The 18,405-nt window shown below is 39.4% G+C and carries 17 protein-coding genes and 1 pseudogene; 15 read left to right on the forward strand and 3 right to left on the reverse strand.

Annotated features, from left to right (window positions below; genetic code table 11):
- The first annotated feature begins 40 nt into the window (after positions 1 to 40).
- The 7 genes and pseudogenes from AVZ68_RS09205 (at position 41) to AVZ68_RS09235 (ending at position 8,650) form a co-directional block, all read left to right on the forward strand.
- Positions 41 to 484 (forward strand): Gfo/Idh/MocA family oxidoreductase, encoded by a 444-nt coding sequence (locus tag AVZ68_RS09205; RefSeq protein WP_218970837.1) that lies wholly within the window; start codon positions 41 to 43, stop codon positions 482 to 484.
- A 62-nt stretch (positions 485 to 546) separates the two neighbouring features.
- The gene (locus AVZ68_RS09210; protein ID WP_059104256.1) at positions 547 to 1,734 is read left to right on the forward strand and encodes a substrate-binding domain-containing protein; all 1,188 of its coding nucleotides are present in this window, start codon (positions 547 to 549) and stop codon (positions 1,732 to 1,734) included.
- A gap of 21 nt (positions 1,735 to 1,755) precedes the next feature.
- Entirely contained in the window at positions 1,756 to 2,922 is a 1,167-nt protein-coding gene (locus AVZ68_RS09215) for a levoglucosan dehydrogenase (RefSeq protein ID WP_059104257.1), read from the forward strand.
- Between the two features lie 71 nt (positions 2,923 to 2,993).
- Positions 2,994 to 4,493 carry a sugar ABC transporter ATP-binding protein gene (locus tag AVZ68_RS09220; protein WP_059104258.1) on the forward strand — a complete coding sequence of 500 codons (1,500 nt, stop codon included), beginning with the start codon at positions 2,994 to 2,996 and terminating at the stop codon, positions 4,491 to 4,493.
- Positions 4,474 to 5,433, forward strand: coding sequence for an ABC transporter permease (locus AVZ68_RS09225; RefSeq protein ID WP_218970838.1), 960 nt, complete (start codon positions 4,474 to 4,476; stop codon positions 5,431 to 5,433). The genes AVZ68_RS09220 and AVZ68_RS09225 overlap by 20 nt, the downstream gene beginning before the upstream one ends.
- Positions 5,434 to 5,606: 173 nt before the next feature.
- A pseudogene (gene tnpA / locus AVZ68_RS21040) lies at positions 5,607 to 6,133 on the forward strand (IS200/IS605 family transposase).
- A 474-nt stretch (positions 6,134 to 6,607) separates the two neighbouring features.
- Positions 6,608 to 8,650, forward strand: coding sequence for a LacI family DNA-binding transcriptional regulator (locus AVZ68_RS09235; RefSeq protein WP_059104261.1), 2,043 nt, complete (start codon positions 6,608 to 6,610; stop codon positions 8,648 to 8,650).
- A 659-nt stretch (positions 8,651 to 9,309) separates the two neighbouring features.
- On the opposite strand, the gene AVZ68_RS09240 is transcribed toward AVZ68_RS09235, so the two are convergent.
- A complete protein-coding gene (locus AVZ68_RS09240) occupies positions 9,310 to 9,663 on the reverse strand; it encodes a hypothetical protein (RefSeq protein ID WP_059104262.1) in 354 nt (117 codons plus the stop codon).
- Positions 9,664 to 10,062: 399 nt separating this feature from the next.
- On the opposite strand from AVZ68_RS09240, the gene AVZ68_RS09245 reads away from it, so the two are divergent.
- Positions 10,063 to 10,284: a helix-turn-helix domain-containing protein gene (locus AVZ68_RS09245; RefSeq protein ID WP_059104263.1), complete on the forward strand. Its 222-nt coding sequence runs from the start codon at positions 10,063 to 10,065 to the stop codon at positions 10,282 to 10,284.
- A gap of 586 nt (positions 10,285 to 10,870) precedes the next feature.
- Here the strand turns inward: AVZ68_RS09245 and AVZ68_RS09250 are convergent.
- Complete coding sequence (locus tag AVZ68_RS09250) at positions 10,871 to 11,221, reverse strand: hypothetical protein (RefSeq protein ID WP_059104264.1); 351 nt, start codon at positions 11,219 to 11,221, stop codon at positions 10,871 to 10,873.
- Positions 11,222 to 11,342: 121 nt separating this feature from the next.
- Between AVZ68_RS09250 and AVZ68_RS09255 the strand changes: the two genes are divergently transcribed.
- The 7 genes from AVZ68_RS09255 (at position 11,343) to AVZ68_RS09285 (ending at position 17,621) form a co-directional block, all read left to right on the forward strand.
- Positions 11,343 to 11,576, forward strand: a complete 234-nt coding sequence (locus tag AVZ68_RS09255; protein WP_059104265.1) for a helix-turn-helix domain-containing protein — start codon at positions 11,343 to 11,345, stop codon at positions 11,574 to 11,576.
- 463 nt (positions 11,577 to 12,039) lie between these two features.
- Entirely contained in the window at positions 12,040 to 12,834 is a 795-nt protein-coding gene (locus AVZ68_RS09260) for a hypothetical protein (RefSeq protein WP_059104266.1), read from the forward strand.
- A gap of 203 nt (positions 12,835 to 13,037) precedes the next feature.
- Complete coding sequence (locus AVZ68_RS09265; protein WP_059104267.1) at positions 13,038 to 13,526, forward strand: hypothetical protein; 489 nt, start codon at positions 13,038 to 13,040, stop codon at positions 13,524 to 13,526.
- Positions 13,523 to 14,152, forward strand: coding sequence for a hypothetical protein (locus AVZ68_RS09270; protein WP_059104268.1), 630 nt, complete (start codon positions 13,523 to 13,525; stop codon positions 14,150 to 14,152). Before AVZ68_RS09265 ends, AVZ68_RS09270 begins: the two co-directional genes overlap by 4 nt.
- A 10-nt stretch (positions 14,153 to 14,162) precedes the next feature.
- Positions 14,163 to 15,143, forward strand: a complete 981-nt coding sequence (locus tag AVZ68_RS09275; protein ID WP_059104269.1) for a hypothetical protein — start codon at positions 14,163 to 14,165, stop codon at positions 15,141 to 15,143.
- A gap of 295 nt (positions 15,144 to 15,438) precedes the next feature.
- Entirely contained in the window at positions 15,439 to 16,125 is a 687-nt protein-coding gene (locus AVZ68_RS09280; RefSeq protein ID WP_157404621.1) for a hypothetical protein, read from the forward strand.
- Between the two features lie 980 nt (positions 16,126 to 17,105).
- Positions 17,106 to 17,621, forward strand: a complete 516-nt coding sequence (locus AVZ68_RS09285; RefSeq protein ID WP_059104271.1) for a DUF6241 domain-containing protein — start codon at positions 17,106 to 17,108, stop codon at positions 17,619 to 17,621.
- A gap of 414 nt (positions 17,622 to 18,035) precedes the next feature.
- On the opposite strand, the gene AVZ68_RS09290 is transcribed toward AVZ68_RS09285, so the two are convergent.
- Positions 18,036 to 18,266: a helix-turn-helix domain-containing protein gene (locus tag AVZ68_RS09290; protein WP_059104272.1), complete on the reverse strand. Its 231-nt coding sequence runs from the start codon at positions 18,264 to 18,266 to the stop codon at positions 18,036 to 18,038.
- Positions 18,267 to 18,405 lie beyond the last annotated feature (139 nt).

Raw genomic sequence — 18,405 nt, forward strand, 5'->3', positions numbered from 1 at the left:
TGTTTGAAAATTCTCTAGCTGAAAAAATGATGGTTTTTCAGTGGCCTCGGATGTTGACGATGAAGCATCTTTCCTCGTTAATTTTAAAAATGGATCAGTAGGGAGTATCGAAGCCACACGTAATGCATGGGGCAGAAATAATTACATTACAATTGAGCTTCACGGCACAAAAGGATCAATCCTTTTTAATTATGAGAGACTTAATGAACTCCAAGTATGCTTCTCAGATGATCCGGATGACCGCCGCGGGTTTAAAACGATTTATACAGGCCCGGCTCATGACTACGGAGAGATTACATGGAATATTCCAGGTATGAATATCGGGTATGGTGAATTAAAAACCATTGAAAGTTATGACTTTTTGAAAGCTGTTACAGAAGGTGTCCAGCCATCGACAACATTTGAGGAAGCTTACAAAGTTGATCGCGTATGTGAAGCGGTTATGAGGTCTTCAGAATCACGATCTTGGGAAAAAGTGAAATAAATATTATCTGACAAAGGCAGATCAGATTAAATTTTTCTAGTAAATTAAGGGGTGTGTGGCACATGGAAATGTACAAAAGGTTAGCAGTGGTGGGGATGCTTTCAATAACGACAATTTTTGTAGTTGCATGTAATGGTAATTCAGTGGGTACTGGTGATGATATTGGTGATGTCGAAGTGGAAGTTGATGAGGATGATGTCGAATTAGCGTCGGAGCCAATACGCATCAACCCGAATATAGATAAAGATTCTGAAATTTATAGTGAAGGTCCTCAAGGTGAGGTTGCAACTTCAGCACATGATATTGAATTAACGCCTGACCAAGTGGAAGAAATCAGTGAAGGAAACTATACAGCAGCAATTTCCATGCACTATGCAGGAAATGACTGGTCCCGTGCACAACTTGATGGTCTGCAGCAAACTTTTGCACAAATGGGTGTTGAAGTTATCGCTATTACAGATGCACAATTCAGTGTAGAAAAACAGGCAAGTGATATTGAAACATTAATGGCTAGGGATCCTGATATTCTCGTCAGTATACCAGTTGATCCTGTTTCAACAGCAGGAGCTTATCGTGCGGCAGCCGATGCAGGTATACACCTCGTTTTCATGGACAATGTTCCAGACGGATTTGAGCCAGGTGAAGATTACGTAAGTGTAGTGTCAGCAGACAATTATGGAAACGGTACTGTTGCAGCGCATACGCTGGCTGATGAACTTGAGGAAGAGGGCCAAATAGGGGTTATTTATCACGATGCAGACTTCTTTGTCACTGCTCAGCGTGTTGAAGCTTTTGAACAGACCATCGAAGAAGAATACCCCAATATTGAGATTGTTGAACGTGACGGTATTGCAGAGCCGGAAGACGGAGAAAGTGTGGCAGCTGCTATGCTGACTCGTAATTCTGATTTAGACGGGCTATTTGTTGTATGGGATGTTCCAGCTGAGGGCGCCCTTTCTGCAGTTAGAACGGCAGGAATGGATGACCTGGTCATGACGACAATTGATCTAGGCTCTGGTGTAGCGCTTGATATGGCTCGTGACCAGCAAATTAAAGGGGTCGGTGCTCAGCTTCCATTTGATCAAGGTGTTGCGGAAGCTATCATAGCAGGGCACGCGCTTCTTGAAGAAGAGGTACCTAGTTATATTGCAGTTCCTGCTACAACTGTTACTAGAGAAAATTTACTTGATTCCTGGGAGTTAGTATATAACGAGGAACCTCCAGCAGAAATCATTGAAGCATTCGAATAAGTAACTAAGGAGTTTTTCTAAATGAAAACGATGAAGGTAGGGATGATCGGTGGTGGTTTTATGGCTAAAGCACATTCTTTGGCCATGACTGCTGTTCCGATGTTTTATGAGGATGATGTAAGGCTAGAGAAACATATTATTGCAGATATTGATGAACCTTCAGCTGATGCGGCGGCAAAAAAACTTGGATTCAGTCATTCAACATCGGACTGGAAAACTATTATCAATAATCCGGAAGTTGATATTGTAGATATTGTGACACCGAATCATTTACATGAAGAAATGGCGATTGCAGCAGCTGAAGCAGGTAAGCATATTATGTGCGAAAAGCCACTCGGCCGAAATGCTGAAGAGACGGCCCGTATTTTAGCGGCAGTTGATAAGGCAGGAGTCAAGCATATGGTCACTTTTAACTATCGTAGAACACCAGCTGTGGCACTGGCTAAAAAATATATTGATGAAGGTGCTGTCGGAAAAATTTTAAACTTTCGTGGGACATACTTGCAGGACTGGTCAGCAGATCCGGGCTCTCCTTTATCATGGCGTTTTGACAAGGACTTTGCCGGCTCGGGAACACTTGGAGATATTGGGACGCATGTTCTTGATATAGCACACTATCTTGTAGCGGATATTGTTGAAGTAAATGCCATGACGCGAACATGGATAGATGAAAGACCAGTGCAAGCTTCACAAAAAGATTCACTTGGTAATGTAAAAATGCCGAATGGAAAAAAGGGACAGGTTACAGTAGATGACGAACTAGTGACGATGCTTAAATTTAACAACGGTGCAATTGGATCGCTTGAAGCTACCCGCAATGCATGGGGAAGACATAACTTTCTAACCTTTGAAATTCATGGTGAAAAAGGATCGCTTTTCTTTAATTATGAGCGCCGCGATGAGCTCCAAGTGTGTTTTTCAGAAGATCCTGAAGATCGTCGAGGCTACAAAAAAGTCTATACTGGTGGGGTTCATCCTTATGGTGAAGGTTTATGGCCAATTCCAGGTTTAGGCATTGGATACAGCGAAGTGAAAATCATTGAAATGCATGAATTCTTGTCAGCGATCATGAATGATCGTGTTTGTGAACCGAGTTTTAAAGAAGGGCATAGAATCGCACAGGTTACAGATGCAATTTTGAATTCAGCAGAAGAACAACGGTGGACGAAAACAAATGCCCATGCCTAATTGAGATATGGAGGCTGCAGCGGCTGGTTTACTGCTTAGTCCTCAATTGAGGATGTAAAGGAGATGTGCAAATGGGTAAAGCTATTCTTCAAATGTCGAAGATCAGCAAGTCATTTAATAGTGTAAACGTACTAAATGAAGTTGATTTTGAAGTTGAAGAGGGAGAAGTTCATGCTCTTATGGGAGGCAATGGCGCTGGTAAATCAACCTTGATGAAGATTCTCACCGGTGTTTACAGTAAGGATTCAGGAGAGATTAGGATTAGTGGTGAAATCAGAGAATTAATGAATCAAAATGAGGCTGTTGCTGCAGGTGTATCAATGATATTCCAGGAGTTCAGTCTAATCCCAAAATTGACTGTAGCCCAGAATATTTATTTGAATCGTGAGCCAAAAACGAAATATGGCATGATTGATGATCGCAAAATGGTAGAGGATGCAAAAAACCTGCTGGAAGAACTGGAACTATCATTTTCGCCAAAGGAACTAGTGGAAAATATCAGTATAGGTTATTGGCAAATGACAGAAATTGCTAAGTCGCTTTCGATGAATACAAAAATATTGGTTATGGATGAACCAACGTCAACATTGACCAAAACGGAAACTGAAATACTTTTTGCACTTATTAGACGCCTTAAGGAAAACGGTATCACGATTATATATATATCACACAGAATGGATGAAATATTCCGTATCTGCGACCGGATTACTGTTTTAAGAAACGGCAAAAAAGCTGCTACATCAATCGCTTCAGAGACCACAATGGATGAACTAGTTACTTATATTATCGGTGGCAATATGAAGTCCTCATTTGAATGGATACAGCGGGATCAGAATGAAAACCTCAAACCATTGCTCGAAGTAAAAAACATCAAGTCGGGTGATAAAGTTCAGCATGTCAGTTTTACTCTTTATGAAGGAGAAATCCTTGGGCTAGCAGGTCTAATGGGAAGTGGCCGTTCAGAAACGGCTCGGGTGATCTTTGGAATTGATGAACTTGATAGCGGTGAGATTTGGATAAAAGGTGAGAGGAAGTCGATAAAGTCACCGAAAGATGCCATAAATTATGGCGTTGGGCTTGTACCTGAAGATCGTCGTTCCCAAGGACTTGTTCTTGAGCACAATGTGAAAGAAAACTTAATTTTACCGAGTCTCGAAAAATTATCTAATTTAAAAGTAATAAAAAATAAAATAGCCAATGAAAAAGTTGAAAGCTTTGTCGAAAAATTAAATGTAAAAACAGATGGAATTTACAAGACAGTCTCACTTTTATCAGGGGGAAACCAACAGAAGATTGTCCTCGCTAAATGGTTATTAAATGATACAGAAATTCTTATTTTAGATGAGCCGACGAGCGGAGTTGACATCGGAGCGAAAACAGAAATTATAAAAATAATTAGGGAAATTGCTAATTCAGGCAAAGCAGTTCTCGTAATTTCATCAGAAATGAAAGAACTTCTAGCAATGAGCGACAGATTACTGGTTATGAAAGATGGTAAAGTTACTAGATCGATTAAGAGGACTGACATTAATAGCGAGGAGGACGTTGAACGTGCAATCCAAAGTGAATAGTTTGCTGCAAAACTTTGATTGGAGACAATATATCGTCTATATAGCCTTTATACTAGTGTTTATATATTTCGCTATTACATTATCAAATGAGGGCTTTTTAACTACGTCTAATTTGATGAATATCGCCAGACAAACAGCTATGATTTCGATCATGGCAGTAGCCATGACATTCGTTATATCTTCAGGACAAATTGACCTCTCTGTGGGCTCCGTAGCTGCCTTATCTGCTATAACGACTGCATTAACAATGCAAGCTGGTTTAGGTATGATTTCAGGTGTTATCGTCGGGTTGGCGACAGGGTTGGCGATCGGTTTTGTAAATGGCTACCTTGTAGCAAAAATTGCAATCCCTAGTTTCCTTGTTACATTGGCCATGATGATGATTGCCAGAGGATTGGCAATGTGGATATCGGGTACTGCCCCCATTCCAATTTCAAGTGAAAGCTTCATTTATTTATTTGGATCAGGGGATGTTTTTGGTATTCCGATCCTGCTCATATGGACGATAGTCATAGCGATAATAGGTCACTTTATTTTGCGTAAAACAACATTTGGTCGTCAAACTCTTGCTACAGGGGGCAATGAGACAGCGGCTTCCTTTTCAGGAATTAAGACGATGAGGGTTAAAATGGGTGTTTTTATGGCTTCGGGAATGATGGCTGGGCTTGCTGGTATGCTTTACTCCGGCCGATTGCAGGCTGGGCGATTTACTTTCGGTGAAGGGGATGAATTATCAGTTATTGCCGCCGTTATCCTTGGAGGAACAAGTTTATTTGGGGGTGTCGGTACGGTTGTTGGAGCAATTATTGGTTCGGTCATGATTGGAACTATAAACAATGCTTTAATATTGCAAGGACTTGATGTTAGTCAGCAACAAGTAATTCAAGGGATAATTATTATTCTTGCTGTGGCTTTTGCAAGTAAGAAGAGAAAAGCATAACTCCAGATTAAGCTCCACTCTATGCGTGGGAGAACGGAAGAGGAAGTGCCGATAAACATGATAAAAAAGCCCTCCTCCGCTATAATGACAAAGGTTTCGCAAGCCATTGTCAAAAGCGGAGGAGGGCATCCAAAATGGACAAATCAACTTTATCACACACAAAATGGAATTGCATGTACCATATTGTGTTTATTCCGAAATACGGACGAAAAGTCTTGTATGGGAAATTAAAGAAAGACATACGGGAAATCATCAAAAAGCTATGTGAGTACAAGGGAGTCGAAATAATAGAGGGAAGTGTATCTATCGATCATATTCATTTATGTGTGAAAATACCGCCAAAAATCAGTGTATCGACCTTTATGGGTTATTTAAAGGGAAAAGTGCTCTAACGGTTTTTGATCGACATCCAGAATTTAAACAGAAAGGCAACAGACATTTCTGGGCGAAGGGATACTATATAGACACTGCAGGAAGAAATGAAGAAACGAACACGCCTCGGCAAAATAGCGATGCTTTCGCCCACAACGTTGACGATTTTTCATACACCCGCTGGTCGGTGTCGGGAGTGCTCTTTGATAGCTTCCAGCTGGATGCCCGCTGTTTTATGCTTCCGCGGTCCAATTGTCGCTTGATGGCACTCGGAGCGTGGCCTAAGGCCTGTCCGAATACGAGCATTGATCAGCCTTGTCTGCGATAGACTGGGCTTGATCGCGTTCGAATTTGGACGGTGTTTGTTCTTACGGTTCTCTGTGCTAGAATCAGGATAAGCCATCGATAAGATTTTCGTATATCATAGGTTGTGGTGACTTTCATGATACACGTTACACGTTCTTACCATGCCTTTCCCCTAGTTTTTAGGTGTTGCAGTTGATTCTACAATGAAGCCTTGTCGATTGTTATAACCGACTAACCTATGGGTTTTTTGTTGTTTTAGGACGGAAAAATCTATTTCAAATGCTGATTTTATGCAGAGTTACCTTTGTTTTTCCGCCTAATAAAAATACAAAGCACACAATAAATAAAAAGAATTGAGTAGGTTTTATATATGCGCTGGTAAAATAACTCTGCAAATTTGTTTTTATTATTTAAGAGGAGTTCTGCACACAGTATGGGGAAAACGCAAGGTCTTGTTATCAACTGGTTTTTAGTGAACTGAAAAGGTGGGTTTTAAGTGGCTACAATTCAAGATGTGGCATTAAGGGCAGGGGTCTCGGTGGCAACTGTATCTCATGTTGTAAATAAGACAAGATATGTCAGCCCCGACACAGTCAAGCGGGTTGAAGAAGCAATTGACTCGTTAGATGAACTGCCCAATTTTATTGTGAAAAAAAGAGGTGTAAATCAACAGTCTGCAAAGCGTTATTTGCTCATCTTTGCTTCAAGCATGTTTCACCCTTTTCAAAAAAGATTAATTGAACATTTGAATGAAGAGCTTCAGAAAGAGGAGAATATTCATCTAGTTGTCGTTCAATCCGATGATATGATAGAGCTAATTGCAAATTATGTTGTCCCTGAATCCCGACGTTTTATTGGAAAAGTGGTTCTAGTTGACAAGACTTTAAAGAATTCTTATAGGGAGCACTCCTCGTTAAAAGGGATCCCTACTGTGATTGTTAGTGAAAATCCCTTTCAATTAAAAGAGTCTTATGCTGGCAATGTTGATTTTATCCTCTCTAATATTTATCAAGGTGCGTATGATGCAATCAAACATTTAATTAACTATGGGCATGAAAAAATTTCTCTACTTCAGACGGAATGCGACAGAGGTGCTGAGCGTAAAAAAATATATCAAGGTTATAAAGAAGCTTTTCTAGATAATAAAGTCCCGTTTAATAAAAAAAACGTTCTAGGTATAGAATCAAATAGACATTTGAGCGAAGATGAGTTGGCTGCTTTGATGAGGGGTGAGGACGCACCAACCGCACTACTCATTACAAATGAGCATTCATTAATGACGGTATTAAAATACTTAAAGAGCAGAAATTTAAGATGCCCCGATGATTTATCGATTATTTGTATCAATGATTTACAATGGTTCGAATTTTTCCAACCAGAAATTACAACGGTGCAACAGAATTGCCAACTGATTGCTGAGAAGATCGTCGATAAGTTTATTAATAAAACTGAACAGACCAATGTATTAAGTTCAAGAGGCCAGACTACAATCATTGACACAAAATTGAAGCTCCGGTCTTCTACAGGAGGTATTGCAAAGGGTCCATTTGGCGAGAAAGCAGCTAGTGTTAACACAATCCAGCTTACTGCTAACGAGAAAAAAAGTATTAAGGAAAATAAGCATACTGCTGTCATCTCTTTTCATTACTCGGGGGCTGCGTGGATGCATCTACACGAACGTGGGATACGTGATCTCTTCAATGAACTTGGTATTTCTATTTTAGCAGTTACTGACGCCCATTTTGACGCAGAAATGCAAAATAAACAGTTGAAAGGGCTTCTCTCATTGGATCCTGACATTGTCATAGCAATCCCTGTAGATGATAGTAAGACCTCCAATATATTTAAAGAAATTGCTAAAAGCCGGTCACAGTTAATTTTAATTACAAATGTGCCTAAAGGGATGAACCAAAACGATTATGTAAGCTGTGTCTCTGTCAATGAATGGTCTCACGGAAGATTAGCCGGAAGTGGACTTGGAAGTAGCATGCGGGAACTCGCCAAGTTCAAAATTGGGATGATTCGCTTTGACTCAGATTTCTATGCGACCAACCAACGTGATACGGCAGCAAAACAGATGATAATGAAGGAATACGATGACTTAGAAATTGTGAAGGAAATCTTTTTCAAGGATGAAAAAGAGGTATTTGATAAAACCGTTCGATTGATAAAAGACCATCCTGAAATTGAAGGACTTTATGTCTCATGGGAGGGACCAGCTATAAAAGCTGTCAATGCTTTATCCTCAATTGGTAGGAATGATATTATTATTGGAACTGCTGACTTAGATTATGATCTGGCCTTGAATATGGCGGAAAGACGCCATGTTAAGAAAGTAAGTGCCCAACTCCCATATGAACAAGGACAGGCACTCGCGCTCGTGGCTGCCAATGCTATGCTTAATAAATCAGTGCCCAAATTTATTGGTGTTGAACCTGTTCATGTTTCACGCGATAATCTAATGAAAACTTGGAAGAAAGTATTTAAGGAAAATGCACCAGAAGATATTGTTAATGCAATCAAAGAAGCTTCACATTAGCAGAGTCTGGAGTCACTTAATTTATGACAGATCAGCTAAGGGATAATAAAATAAATAACAAGTGAATTTTCCACCAAGGCGGGAGCTTTTTTGCTGTACGTTCTCTGGACTTAGCCCAACTCTTGGCAGTTTTTGATGAAAATGATCAAAAACTGCTTTTAAAGAGGTATGGCAACTCTATACCATTCTGACAAAAATAGAGGCCGATTTATCACCAAACAGCTAAACGGACAAATGGTCACCTGTTCACCGCTGTATTAGCCTATCATCTGCTTATAAGCAAGGAGTATCAACTAAAGGAAAGTGGGGACAACCGTGACTGGATCACCATCAAGAACCAACTTTCCACCCATCAGCGATCAACGGTAATCATGAACGATCAGATTCACTTTATCAAAGTCTCTGGAACCGGAAATCCAGCGCAATGGGATTTACAACGATTGGGAGTTAAAGACCCGTTGAAGAGGAACCACGAAATTGTCGGAAAAAGTTTGTAGTGACCAAAATAAAAAAGGAAATCCCAATGCAACGGAACTTCCAGGCTTTTAAAACGAAAGTAGGGTTAGTAGCAAAGGCGATAAATGTTCGATGGCAAGAAGAACAAGACCAATTAACGCACAATGAAGAAATGCCACCGAATGGTATCTATTTCACGGATTTTAATAAACCACCCGCTCCAACCCCAAATTCGTGCAACTGCAACGGTCCGCAAGCAGTTGCAGATAATCGAGACTCGACATTTCTTTAAGCGTTGTACATAACATCTCCAAATGCTCCGAGTTGAAAGCAGCATCATCCTGCAATGTCATAATAATGAGGGTACTGTAAGGATGTATTTCATAGCGTGCCTCCCCTAAGTAACGTTTGACATCGGCCATGATGAGCAGCGCTTCTTCTTTTTCAACATACCAGACGACACGGGAATGTTTGTCGATCCAACCTTCATGCTCCACGACCGCTTGCTCATTAGGTTGAGAAAGGTCTTGTATAACCTGAATTTCTTGAAACGACATTTTGAGACCTCCTAATTCCTTTTCGAGAAGAATTTTTGATAAAGATACCATAAGACGAACTTGGGGCCGCGGGTACAGGAATAGAATCGTCCTTATTTCTTATCGTTTTCTCACCTTGATCCACATCTTCCTAATCAACACCGACCGCAACAACCCAGCCGAGCTAGACATAGGCGAAATTTCCGGCTGTAACTCAATGCCAAGAAACGCAAAAAGCTCACTACACCAAGCTACACCTTTGAAGAACATCTGGCACAGAGTCTTATAGCTCTTAAAACAGTCCTTAAGGCTACCAAAATATTTTCTTATGGTACGTTATAGCGTACCGGTTTAAAAATTAGTATATGTTAGTTTGAAAAGATAGTCAACTATAAATTAAAGAATTATAGAGGAATGTCTATGGGAAAAAGAGTTGAGGTCAAGTTAAAACAGTTAATGAATGAACGAGAACTATCACTGCGGGAGTTATCCCGACTGACAGATATTAGACATGCAGCCTTAAGCGAGCTTTCCACTCATAAGCGACAGAATATCAATTTCCATCATATTGAAAAGATTGCTGAAACCTTCGATATTGATGATATCCGTGAGATTATTGATATTGTAGAGGTGAGGGAGTAGTGGGAGTGCTTGTGGCCATCCTTGTTGAGGGTGGTTTTTTTGGTGTTAGGCTCTCTTAAGGAGTAATGGTGGCGATGCAATTACTGGATCATGACGCCGGTGAGAAGGACAAGGAAAGCATCCGCCTGACAATCAAAGCCATCGAAGCTACGTCATGTGCAGTTGTATGGCTATAGGTCTATTGCAACTTATCGCCGTGCGCTATTCTCATCGAGTTCCAACTTGTTTTTCCGCTATTTGCGGTCACCGTCCAAGACCATCGTCTCCGAAGTCAGTTATGGCTTATTTGCGGCGATCTATTTTTCGCATGGTTGCCCGGAACCCGCATTTATCCATAACGAAAATAATCCAACTAAGCAGAAATCATCTGATATTGATGAGGATTTGTTGGCTTCTTAGTGCTGAGAAGTTTTCACTGTCCCGTTAGACAGAAAGGAGTGTTAAGGAGATGCCACAAGTGACTGACATTATTCTATCAGACAATAATAAGTAGAAAGGCTATAGCATTCGACGGCTAGTAGTTCGAGCATCGATTATCGCACGATGAAAATGCCGCCGAATGATTTGAAGCTATCTTACACGGCTATTAAATCACCCGCTCCAATCCCAAATTCGTACAGCTGCAACGTTCCGCAAGCAGTTGCAAATAATCCAGACTCGACATTTCTGTAAGTGTTGTACATAACATCTCCAAGTGCTCCGAGTTGAAAGCAGCAGCATCCTGCAAGGTCATAATAATGAGGGTACTGTAAGGATGAATTTCATAACGGGCTTCACCTAAGTAACGTTTGACATCGGCCATGACGAGCAGCGCTTCTTCTTTTTCGATATACCAAACGACGCGGGAATGCGTATCGATCCAACCTTCGTATTCTAGAACCGCTTGTTCATTTGGTTGAGAAAGGTCTTGAATGACTTGAACGGCGTGAAAAGCCATAAAACTCTCCTCCTTGATCTGATTAATAATAACCTAATGAGTTAATAATAACTTAATGGGTTATTAAAATCAATAACTAAGATGATAAAATTTTTGTAAATGAAGTGTACGGAGGAGTCGTATGATTCGGTTCAAGTTAGCAGAGGTATTAAAAGAGCGCAATTTAACGATGTATCAGTTAGGCAAATTAACTGGCATAAGACCGAATACAATTAGTCAATGGGTTCATGACGATGAGTTACAGGATGAGGGCAAAGGAGTTCGATCCATCACACGAGAAACGTTGGAGGTTTTCTGTGAAGCACTTGAGTGTGACGTGCAGGATTTAATTGAGTATGTCCCAGAAGAGCAATGAAAAACGGTAGGGTCTCATTGTGTTGTCACCACCCGCCTGGTTAGTGAAGAGCATTCCTTTGCCGGTGAAGGCAAACGCACCTATGGCCTCGGTCTTATTCAAGCATGCCTTCGAAACACCGGATGGCTCGAAGGAATTGGAGATTATTCAGCAACTCCTAAAGTAGGAAAGAGGAAACTGCGTTTGAAGGGTTTTATTATGTTAGCATGTATTAGAACATTTTATTTGAAGGTGCGAGTAGTAGAGGGAGTAGCGTAAAGAAATAAAGATAACCTTACTATCACTGAGAGTGGTTTCTGTTTTAATTTGGATATTTTTTGTCCGCAGTATCTGCTACCCGCTGGTTTTTTAAAGGTGGTCTCATAGCAATATAGCTGTATCGTAAGTAAAATAGTGAGGGTTCACGCTAGAAATGTAGAGAATGTCAGTAGAAAGTCCAACTGATTTACTAGGAGATGAAAAAGTGAACAGAAAACAACAACTTGCATATATAGCTAAGCATCAAAGTGAATACCTCGAAACATCAGGGAAAAGTCTAGATGAACGTATTAAGGAAATTACTTTAAGTAAAAAAGAGGAAGCTACTATTAAAAAGGAACAGGGAACAGCCATTTTAAGAGAAAAGGGGTTCTCACTGTTCGGCGTAGTAGGCGATATTGCGAATAGTATATTAGACTGGAATACAGAAGTGAATGATAACATCAGCGAAGCTAAGAAAATGATTTTAATTGAAGAATATTTTAATAAAAGTGATGAATTTGAGCATGCTCTTGAAAAATTGTCGGCATTTATAAGAGATCCTCAAGGCAATACCCTTTTCAATAAACTGATAAGAATTGTTGACGACTCGCCTCCTGATCTTGAGTTAGTTAAGCACCTTTCAAAAGTATTAGAGAATATCTGTAAGAACGGAAATTTTAAATCTCTTTTTGAACAACACAGGTATGCTTTAGGCCAAATAGAAAGACTCACGCCTCAAGCTTTAACAATTATAGCTGATCAAAGAAGTTGGCCATTAATCACCTTGGGTTTCACAGCGACCAACGGGACAAAGGTCACCTCTGACTTCTACACTGAGTTTACAGCAGAGTACTGCAAACATAAAAGAATTAGTGATAAAAAAAAGACTGCTAGAATTCAGCATTCAATTATTGAGTTGCAAAACCTTGGTTTAATGGAAGCTCATAAAACAGAGTCAGGGAAAGTACAATGTGCACTAACTCAAGTGGGTGAAGATATTAAAATATATCTCGAGTAGGATTGTATTCCCAAGTGATTTAGAATACTTTCCACCACTCGCATTGCTAGACTCTTGCACTAACGCCAACCCTGGCTGTTAACGTTAGTGTAAGCGTTGCTTGTCATAAAAGTTCGTACATTTGAATTTAATTTATTTCCTTAATGCTTAGGTATGGTATAATACTAGGGCGCATATCATAAATCGGGAAGGGGAGAATAACGGTGGCTAAGGTACAATATAAGGCTTTTTTTAATTCGGCGAAAAAGTTTGATTACTTAGCTTACGGTTATGGCTCAGCTTCTTATAAAAAAGTCGTTGAAGAAGCAAAATTAAGAGATTTCAAACAAGTTATAATTACCACAGCGATATTCAAATCAATTGTAAAATTAGTTTATGAAAAGGGTTTATTTGTAGCCGAGATAAATTTTATAGATCCGTTAGAAGACTACTTGACAGAAGACATGAGAGAATTGCTTGATCAAATTAATCAATCTAAGGGAAATAAACTACTAATTAACACCTTGTTTAAATCAATTGATTGGCTGGTGAATGACGAAAGCATTGATATTAAGGAAATAGTTGTTTTTAAAAAAGGTGGAACATCTGTTAAGACAACGATTTATAACAATGGAGTTTTCTTCACAACTGATCAAGAAATTGACTTTATAAAGAATGAGTTATTAACCCCCGTTTTAAGGAAGCACATATGAAGGTAGCAATAGCATTTTTTAGGTTAAGTCTCAATCTATTGTCTTTAGTTATTTCCATTTTCTTTTTTAGAATTTCTGATTTCATTATCCAGTTAAACAATATAGACCAATCGATACGTTGGGCTATAGATTTAACTTTTAACACTATGTTACTTGGAATTTTATTAGAAGTATTGCTTGCATGGTTTCATGATAGCTCAAAGTATACTGTGTCAGTTGAAGAGGCAAGGAAAAAACAAAATAATTTAGTTTTAAAGCCTGAAGAGAGTTATAATCCCCTGAGTGTTAACTGTAAAATAACTCTGGACAGTGGTAAGGCTGTAGATAAAACGAAGAATCAATTGATATTAAATTTTTCTTCTTGGTTGAGTATACAGGTTGATAATGATGTTGAACTCCGAGGTATAGTAAAAATAGATCGTGCTCAATCTGTAATTTATATCGAATTGGACAAGTTATTTAATCACAAAATAACTAATGAACAGACTCAAACTATTAAATTCAAGGTAATGCCAGAAAAATTCAATGGGGTAACCGGACAAATACAAGCAGAGCTCAAAAAAGGTAAAATTTTAAACAGGTTCTTTGCTGACAAGAAAAATTTTAAACTTAAAATCTTAGAATAGGGGGATTCTTATGGGGGTTATGGAAACATTTTCTTTTTGGAATCTAAACACAAAAAAGAGCTATGACGAAACTATACAAAATATGATTGATTACGAAGGTTGGAAACCTGTAAATTACGACACCGTTGATTCAGAAAGAGATTTGCAATTTCTAATTGAGGTCGATAATAGTGATGAATATAAGCTTGAAATAAGTGACGATGAATCATTTCGCTTTTCTAAAGTATTACATAGTTGGGAAAGGGTGGTCAGTACAGAGAGTAATAACAAAGACGTTAATAGGCGAATAAAACAATCAGACTTAGAATTTTTAGTGTGCGAAAATTCTACTGGGCAAGTTTTCTTTATTGCTTTTAAGGGATTAACTGCTAATACTAAAACCGCCCTTAGATCAGCTAATAATTTTAGTGGAAAAAAGGAAATTACTGAAAATAGTTTAGATGTTTCAGAGGATATTTTTTACTGGCTTTTTAACAGATATATGAATTTTGAAACTGAGGAGTTATTTAAAGGAACTAGTGCTTACGTTAATGCATTGACCGCTTATAGAGGCGGTACAGATGACGAAGCAAATGATACTTGGGGGAGGGGATTACGTATTACAAAGATTCTTGCTACACTGGCATTCTTATTCAATACAGAAAAATTAAAGTCTTTAACGCCAGAGTTAAGTGTAGATAACATAAATCTAACTGTAGAAATAAATCTTAATGGTTCTTATAAATTTGATGTGGACTCGCATACTGGGAATTTTTTTCTCTACCAGCGTGACAAGAAGAAAGGCTGTCTACTGATATACTTCTATAAGGTAATATATCCAACAATACTTAAGGCGTACAAGCATCATCTTGATGTAGGTAGCTGGAACGAACAAATGAAGCTTAATTTTATTTCGTCAATTGGGGCAGAAATACAAGACAAGGTTAAGGAAAAATTAGACGATATCAAGTTTGATCTTGGAAATGAAACTGAAAACCTTGATAATCAATAAACCCTAAGAAGGTTGTAATAGAAAGAGAGGATCAGAAAACTTCAACCAGACTATTAGGAAAGTGAATACTCATCAGTAGTAGAAATAGGGAGGGTTAATTCGTATCCAACAGGTGGAAAAGGACGTGTTCCTTATCTTTCATCCGCTACTGTTGGCTTAGAGGGTTAGTAGGACTTCAAGAGGATGACTCGTACTAAGGGGCCATTAGTCAATGTATGAGCGGGGATGGACAGCTTAAAAGGATTTTAGAGTTTTATGTCGAACGTTGTTAATGTGTGTAGTATATAACCCCGGGGTGATTGGTATAGACATTACGGATTTGTCAGTAAGGATAATATTTCTGTTCTTACCGGGAATAATTGGTGCAGTTATAATTGATATTTTAACCACTCATAGGAAAAGACAAGTATTTAATTTTGTTATACATGCTTATCTAATTGGTATTTTTTCATATGGCATTTTGCATGGCTATTCATTTATATCCAATTATTGTAATTTCATAATAAGTTTGGATGGGACTTTTTTAGAAACACTCTTAAACAGTGGTCAAGAAATTCAGGTTTGGGAAGTATTCCTTTCGACATTAGTTGGAATATCCTTAGCTCTGTTTTTGGTTTTTGTAATATCTCGGGGACTAGTCTATAAGGCAGTAAATGCAATAAGACTATCAACTAGCCATGGAGATTCAGATGTATGGGAGTATATTATGGCTTCTAATGACGTTCAATGGATAAACATTCGGAGAGGTGATTTAATATACAAAGGGAAAGTGGCGGTTTATTCAGAAAAAGAAAACATAAGAGAGTTATATTTGAGTGACGTGGATGTGTATCCAGAAGGTAATGGTGAATTGCTCTATCACTTAGATAGTATGTATTTTAATTTTAACGCTACTGAAGATTTCGCCGTCGAAATATATGGAGGGGGTGAAGAAACTGACAGGGAAGAGAGTGGAAAAAGCTGTGCTGAAACCACCGACTAAGCAACAAAACGGTGTGAAGCCTCCATCATCGGTTCCTAAGCCGGCAGGAAGACCACCTAGTAGCACAAAGACATCGAACGGAAATTGAACTCAAAAAATAATGTAACTAAAAGGGAGTGTATTCTATTGGGAGAAAACTTTAAAAAAGTAGTTCCAGTTCAGCCCGGAAATATCGAAAAGGGGGTCAAGCCACCTGCTACTCAAGCAAAACCCGCAGGAAGACCACCTAGTAGTAGAGACACAGGAAAAAATAGATAACACCTAAAAAAGGGCTACCTTACGAGGTAGCTCTCTTTTTGGGTGTTGCAGAAAAAAACAAGGCAAAGGGGTGATAATATACTAAAGTAGACAACTTCCGCTAAATAAGAGTGAACACTTATATAAGATAAAGATGTTTTGGCTTGTAATGATCACATGATATGGAAAAGAACAATTGTGGACCATTGGGCGGGGCATGGGCTGAAGTAAAAGAACAACCTCAAGGCGGCCAAGGACGTTATGAGAACGACTTGAAAGCCCTAAGCCCTCCATTCGCGTCGTCCCTATAAAAAGCGCAAAGGGGCCGTCCTATAACAGTCTTACACCGGAAGAGCACGAGTTCGTGGACGACATGATAGCGTCCCGCGAACATGCGGATGCTAGCTTCCGAGTGCTGAGCGCCGAAGCCATGAACCTTCATGGAATATCGAGCTCTCATGTTACCATCTGGGAACGATGAAAGAAAACCCTAATTGGACAAATGGACCCGAGTTATTAGAAATACTGAGCATTAGGTGTCCAGATATACCCAATGAAGTGACTTCTCATAGATAAGATGGGATTTCCTTTTTTTCTGCTACAGTCGAAGAATGTGAAACAAAAGAGCTGTTCGTATTCCTAGATAAAGTGATGAAATGGATTGATTCAAAGGGGTGGTAAAATAGTCTTCCTAACGATAGACTGGACGGGAATAGAGACTACATATTAGGGGGAGATTACAAATGAGGAACAAAACAATAGCGACTTCTATTTTCTCGTTAGTACTCGTTGCAGGAGGCATCGTATTCGGCGTTTATTGGTTCAAGCTCGTTGAAGCAGAATCTTCCTCAACCGGAGAAGAGGAAGAAGCAGCCCCTGCAACCGAGGAATCAATAGTTGTCACAGCCAGTGAGGCATCAGAAGATGATGACTATGAAAGTCCTAATACAACCGTCTCTAGAGCGATTTCCGATGTTCACTATATGTCCCATCAAAAAGTGGAGGCAGACGAAAAGTGGACGAATTTAGAGGCCACGCCCGAGAGGATAGAAGAGGTTTACGACAAGATTAAAGATATCAGCCATCCGAAAGCAGAAGAGCTAAAAGAGCTAATCGAACCTTGGCTTGAGGGGGACTTTTCCAATGCCGTAGAAGTTCATAATACCGTTTGGGGTTGGGAAGGAGGAACAGTCGGAGAGGCTACAAGGTTGCTTACGGAGGAAGAGGAGGAACAGTTTATAGAGGAGAACTTTCGGTAGAGTTATAGAATTCAAGGCGGTCTATTAGCCTATTATATTGCACTAATTCAGCATCATCCAATTTTACGTTTGAATATGCGTGAGGAAGGTTTTCGTGGATTAGCTCCGCTTCGTCCAAAGAATGGCGTTCAATGTAGAAACCAGTAATTCTTATGCTCGCTCTGGACGTGCGAGCTAGTAATGACGGCAAAGCACAAAATAATAAACAGCCATTGGAACGGTGCCGTTCCAATGGCTGTTTATCTTATCGAAATGTTTAACCCTCTAATTGGTTATCAATAATATCAGTGGCCCAACGAACAAGATCATCCACGCTAAGAGCTAGTCATTCAACACCTCGTAAAGAGAACCGGCACGTGCTTTAACCCCGATTCGCGGATAATTCGAGACTCCAAGCAGTAGTACTCAATACCTTCATTTCTCTGATTCTGCCTCGCTCTCCACAAACTTCAAAATCTCATTCATATCTTCAATTTCTAGGGCATCTGCAATCTTTTCAATGTGTTCAAACTGAATTCTCTCTCGTTTGCCACTTGCCAGCTCACTCAACGCCGCACGTCGAATGCCAGTCTTTAAATGAAGTCCATGAACGGTTAAGTCGTGTTTATGAAGAAGGTCGTTCAGTGCTACTTCAACTCTTTTCATTGTTTTCACATCTTTTCGTAAAAAGTACTTGCTGTACCTATAAACGTACGTTATAATGTGATTTGAAGTTGGACGCATAAGCGTACTAAATTTGTGAAAAAGGGGGAGTTACCGAAATAAAGAAATAGGCCTATTTTTG

The sequence above is a fragment of the Shouchella shacheensis genome, from assembly GCF_001484965.1.
Classification (GTDB): Bacteria; Bacillota; Bacilli; order Bacillales; family Bacillaceae_D; genus Shouchella; species Shouchella shacheensis.

What these genes read in the sequence shown, in the direction of transcription:
- AVZ68_RS09290 (WP_059104272.1), bottom strand. Translation starts at nt 18,266, where the DNA reads ATGAAAAGAGTTGAAGTAGCACTGAACGACCTTCTTCATAAACACGAC.
- AVZ68_RS09215 (WP_059104257.1), top strand. Translation starts at nt 1,756, where the DNA reads ATGAAAACGATGAAGGTAGGGATGATCGGTGGTGGTTTTATGGCTAAA.
- AVZ68_RS09245 (WP_059104263.1), top strand. Translation starts at nt 10,063, where the DNA reads ATGGGAAAAAGAGTTGAGGTCAAGTTAAAACAGTTAATGAATGAACGA.
- AVZ68_RS09285 (WP_059104271.1), top strand. Translation starts at nt 17,106, where the DNA reads ATGAGGAACAAAACAATAGCGACTTCTATTTTCTCGTTAGTACTCGTT.
- AVZ68_RS09255 (WP_059104265.1), top strand. Translation starts at nt 11,343, where the DNA reads ATGATTCGGTTCAAGTTAGCAGAGGTATTAAAAGAGCGCAATTTAACG.
- AVZ68_RS09220 (WP_059104258.1), top strand. Translation starts at nt 2,994, where the DNA reads ATGGGTAAAGCTATTCTTCAAATGTCGAAGATCAGCAAGTCATTTAAT.
- AVZ68_RS09270 (WP_059104268.1), top strand. Translation starts at nt 13,523, where the DNA reads ATGAAGGTAGCAATAGCATTTTTTAGGTTAAGTCTCAATCTATTGTCT.
- AVZ68_RS09210 (WP_059104256.1), top strand. Translation starts at nt 547, where the DNA reads ATGGAAATGTACAAAAGGTTAGCAGTGGTGGGGATGCTTTCAATAACG.
- AVZ68_RS09250 (WP_059104264.1), bottom strand. Translation starts at nt 11,221, where the DNA reads ATGGCTTTTCACGCCGTTCAAGTCATTCAAGACCTTTCTCAACCAAAT.
- AVZ68_RS09240 (WP_059104262.1), bottom strand. Translation starts at nt 9,663, where the DNA reads ATGTCGTTTCAAGAAATTCAGGTTATACAAGACCTTTCTCAACCTAAT.
- AVZ68_RS09275 (WP_059104269.1), top strand. Translation starts at nt 14,163, where the DNA reads ATGGGGGTTATGGAAACATTTTCTTTTTGGAATCTAAACACAAAAAAG.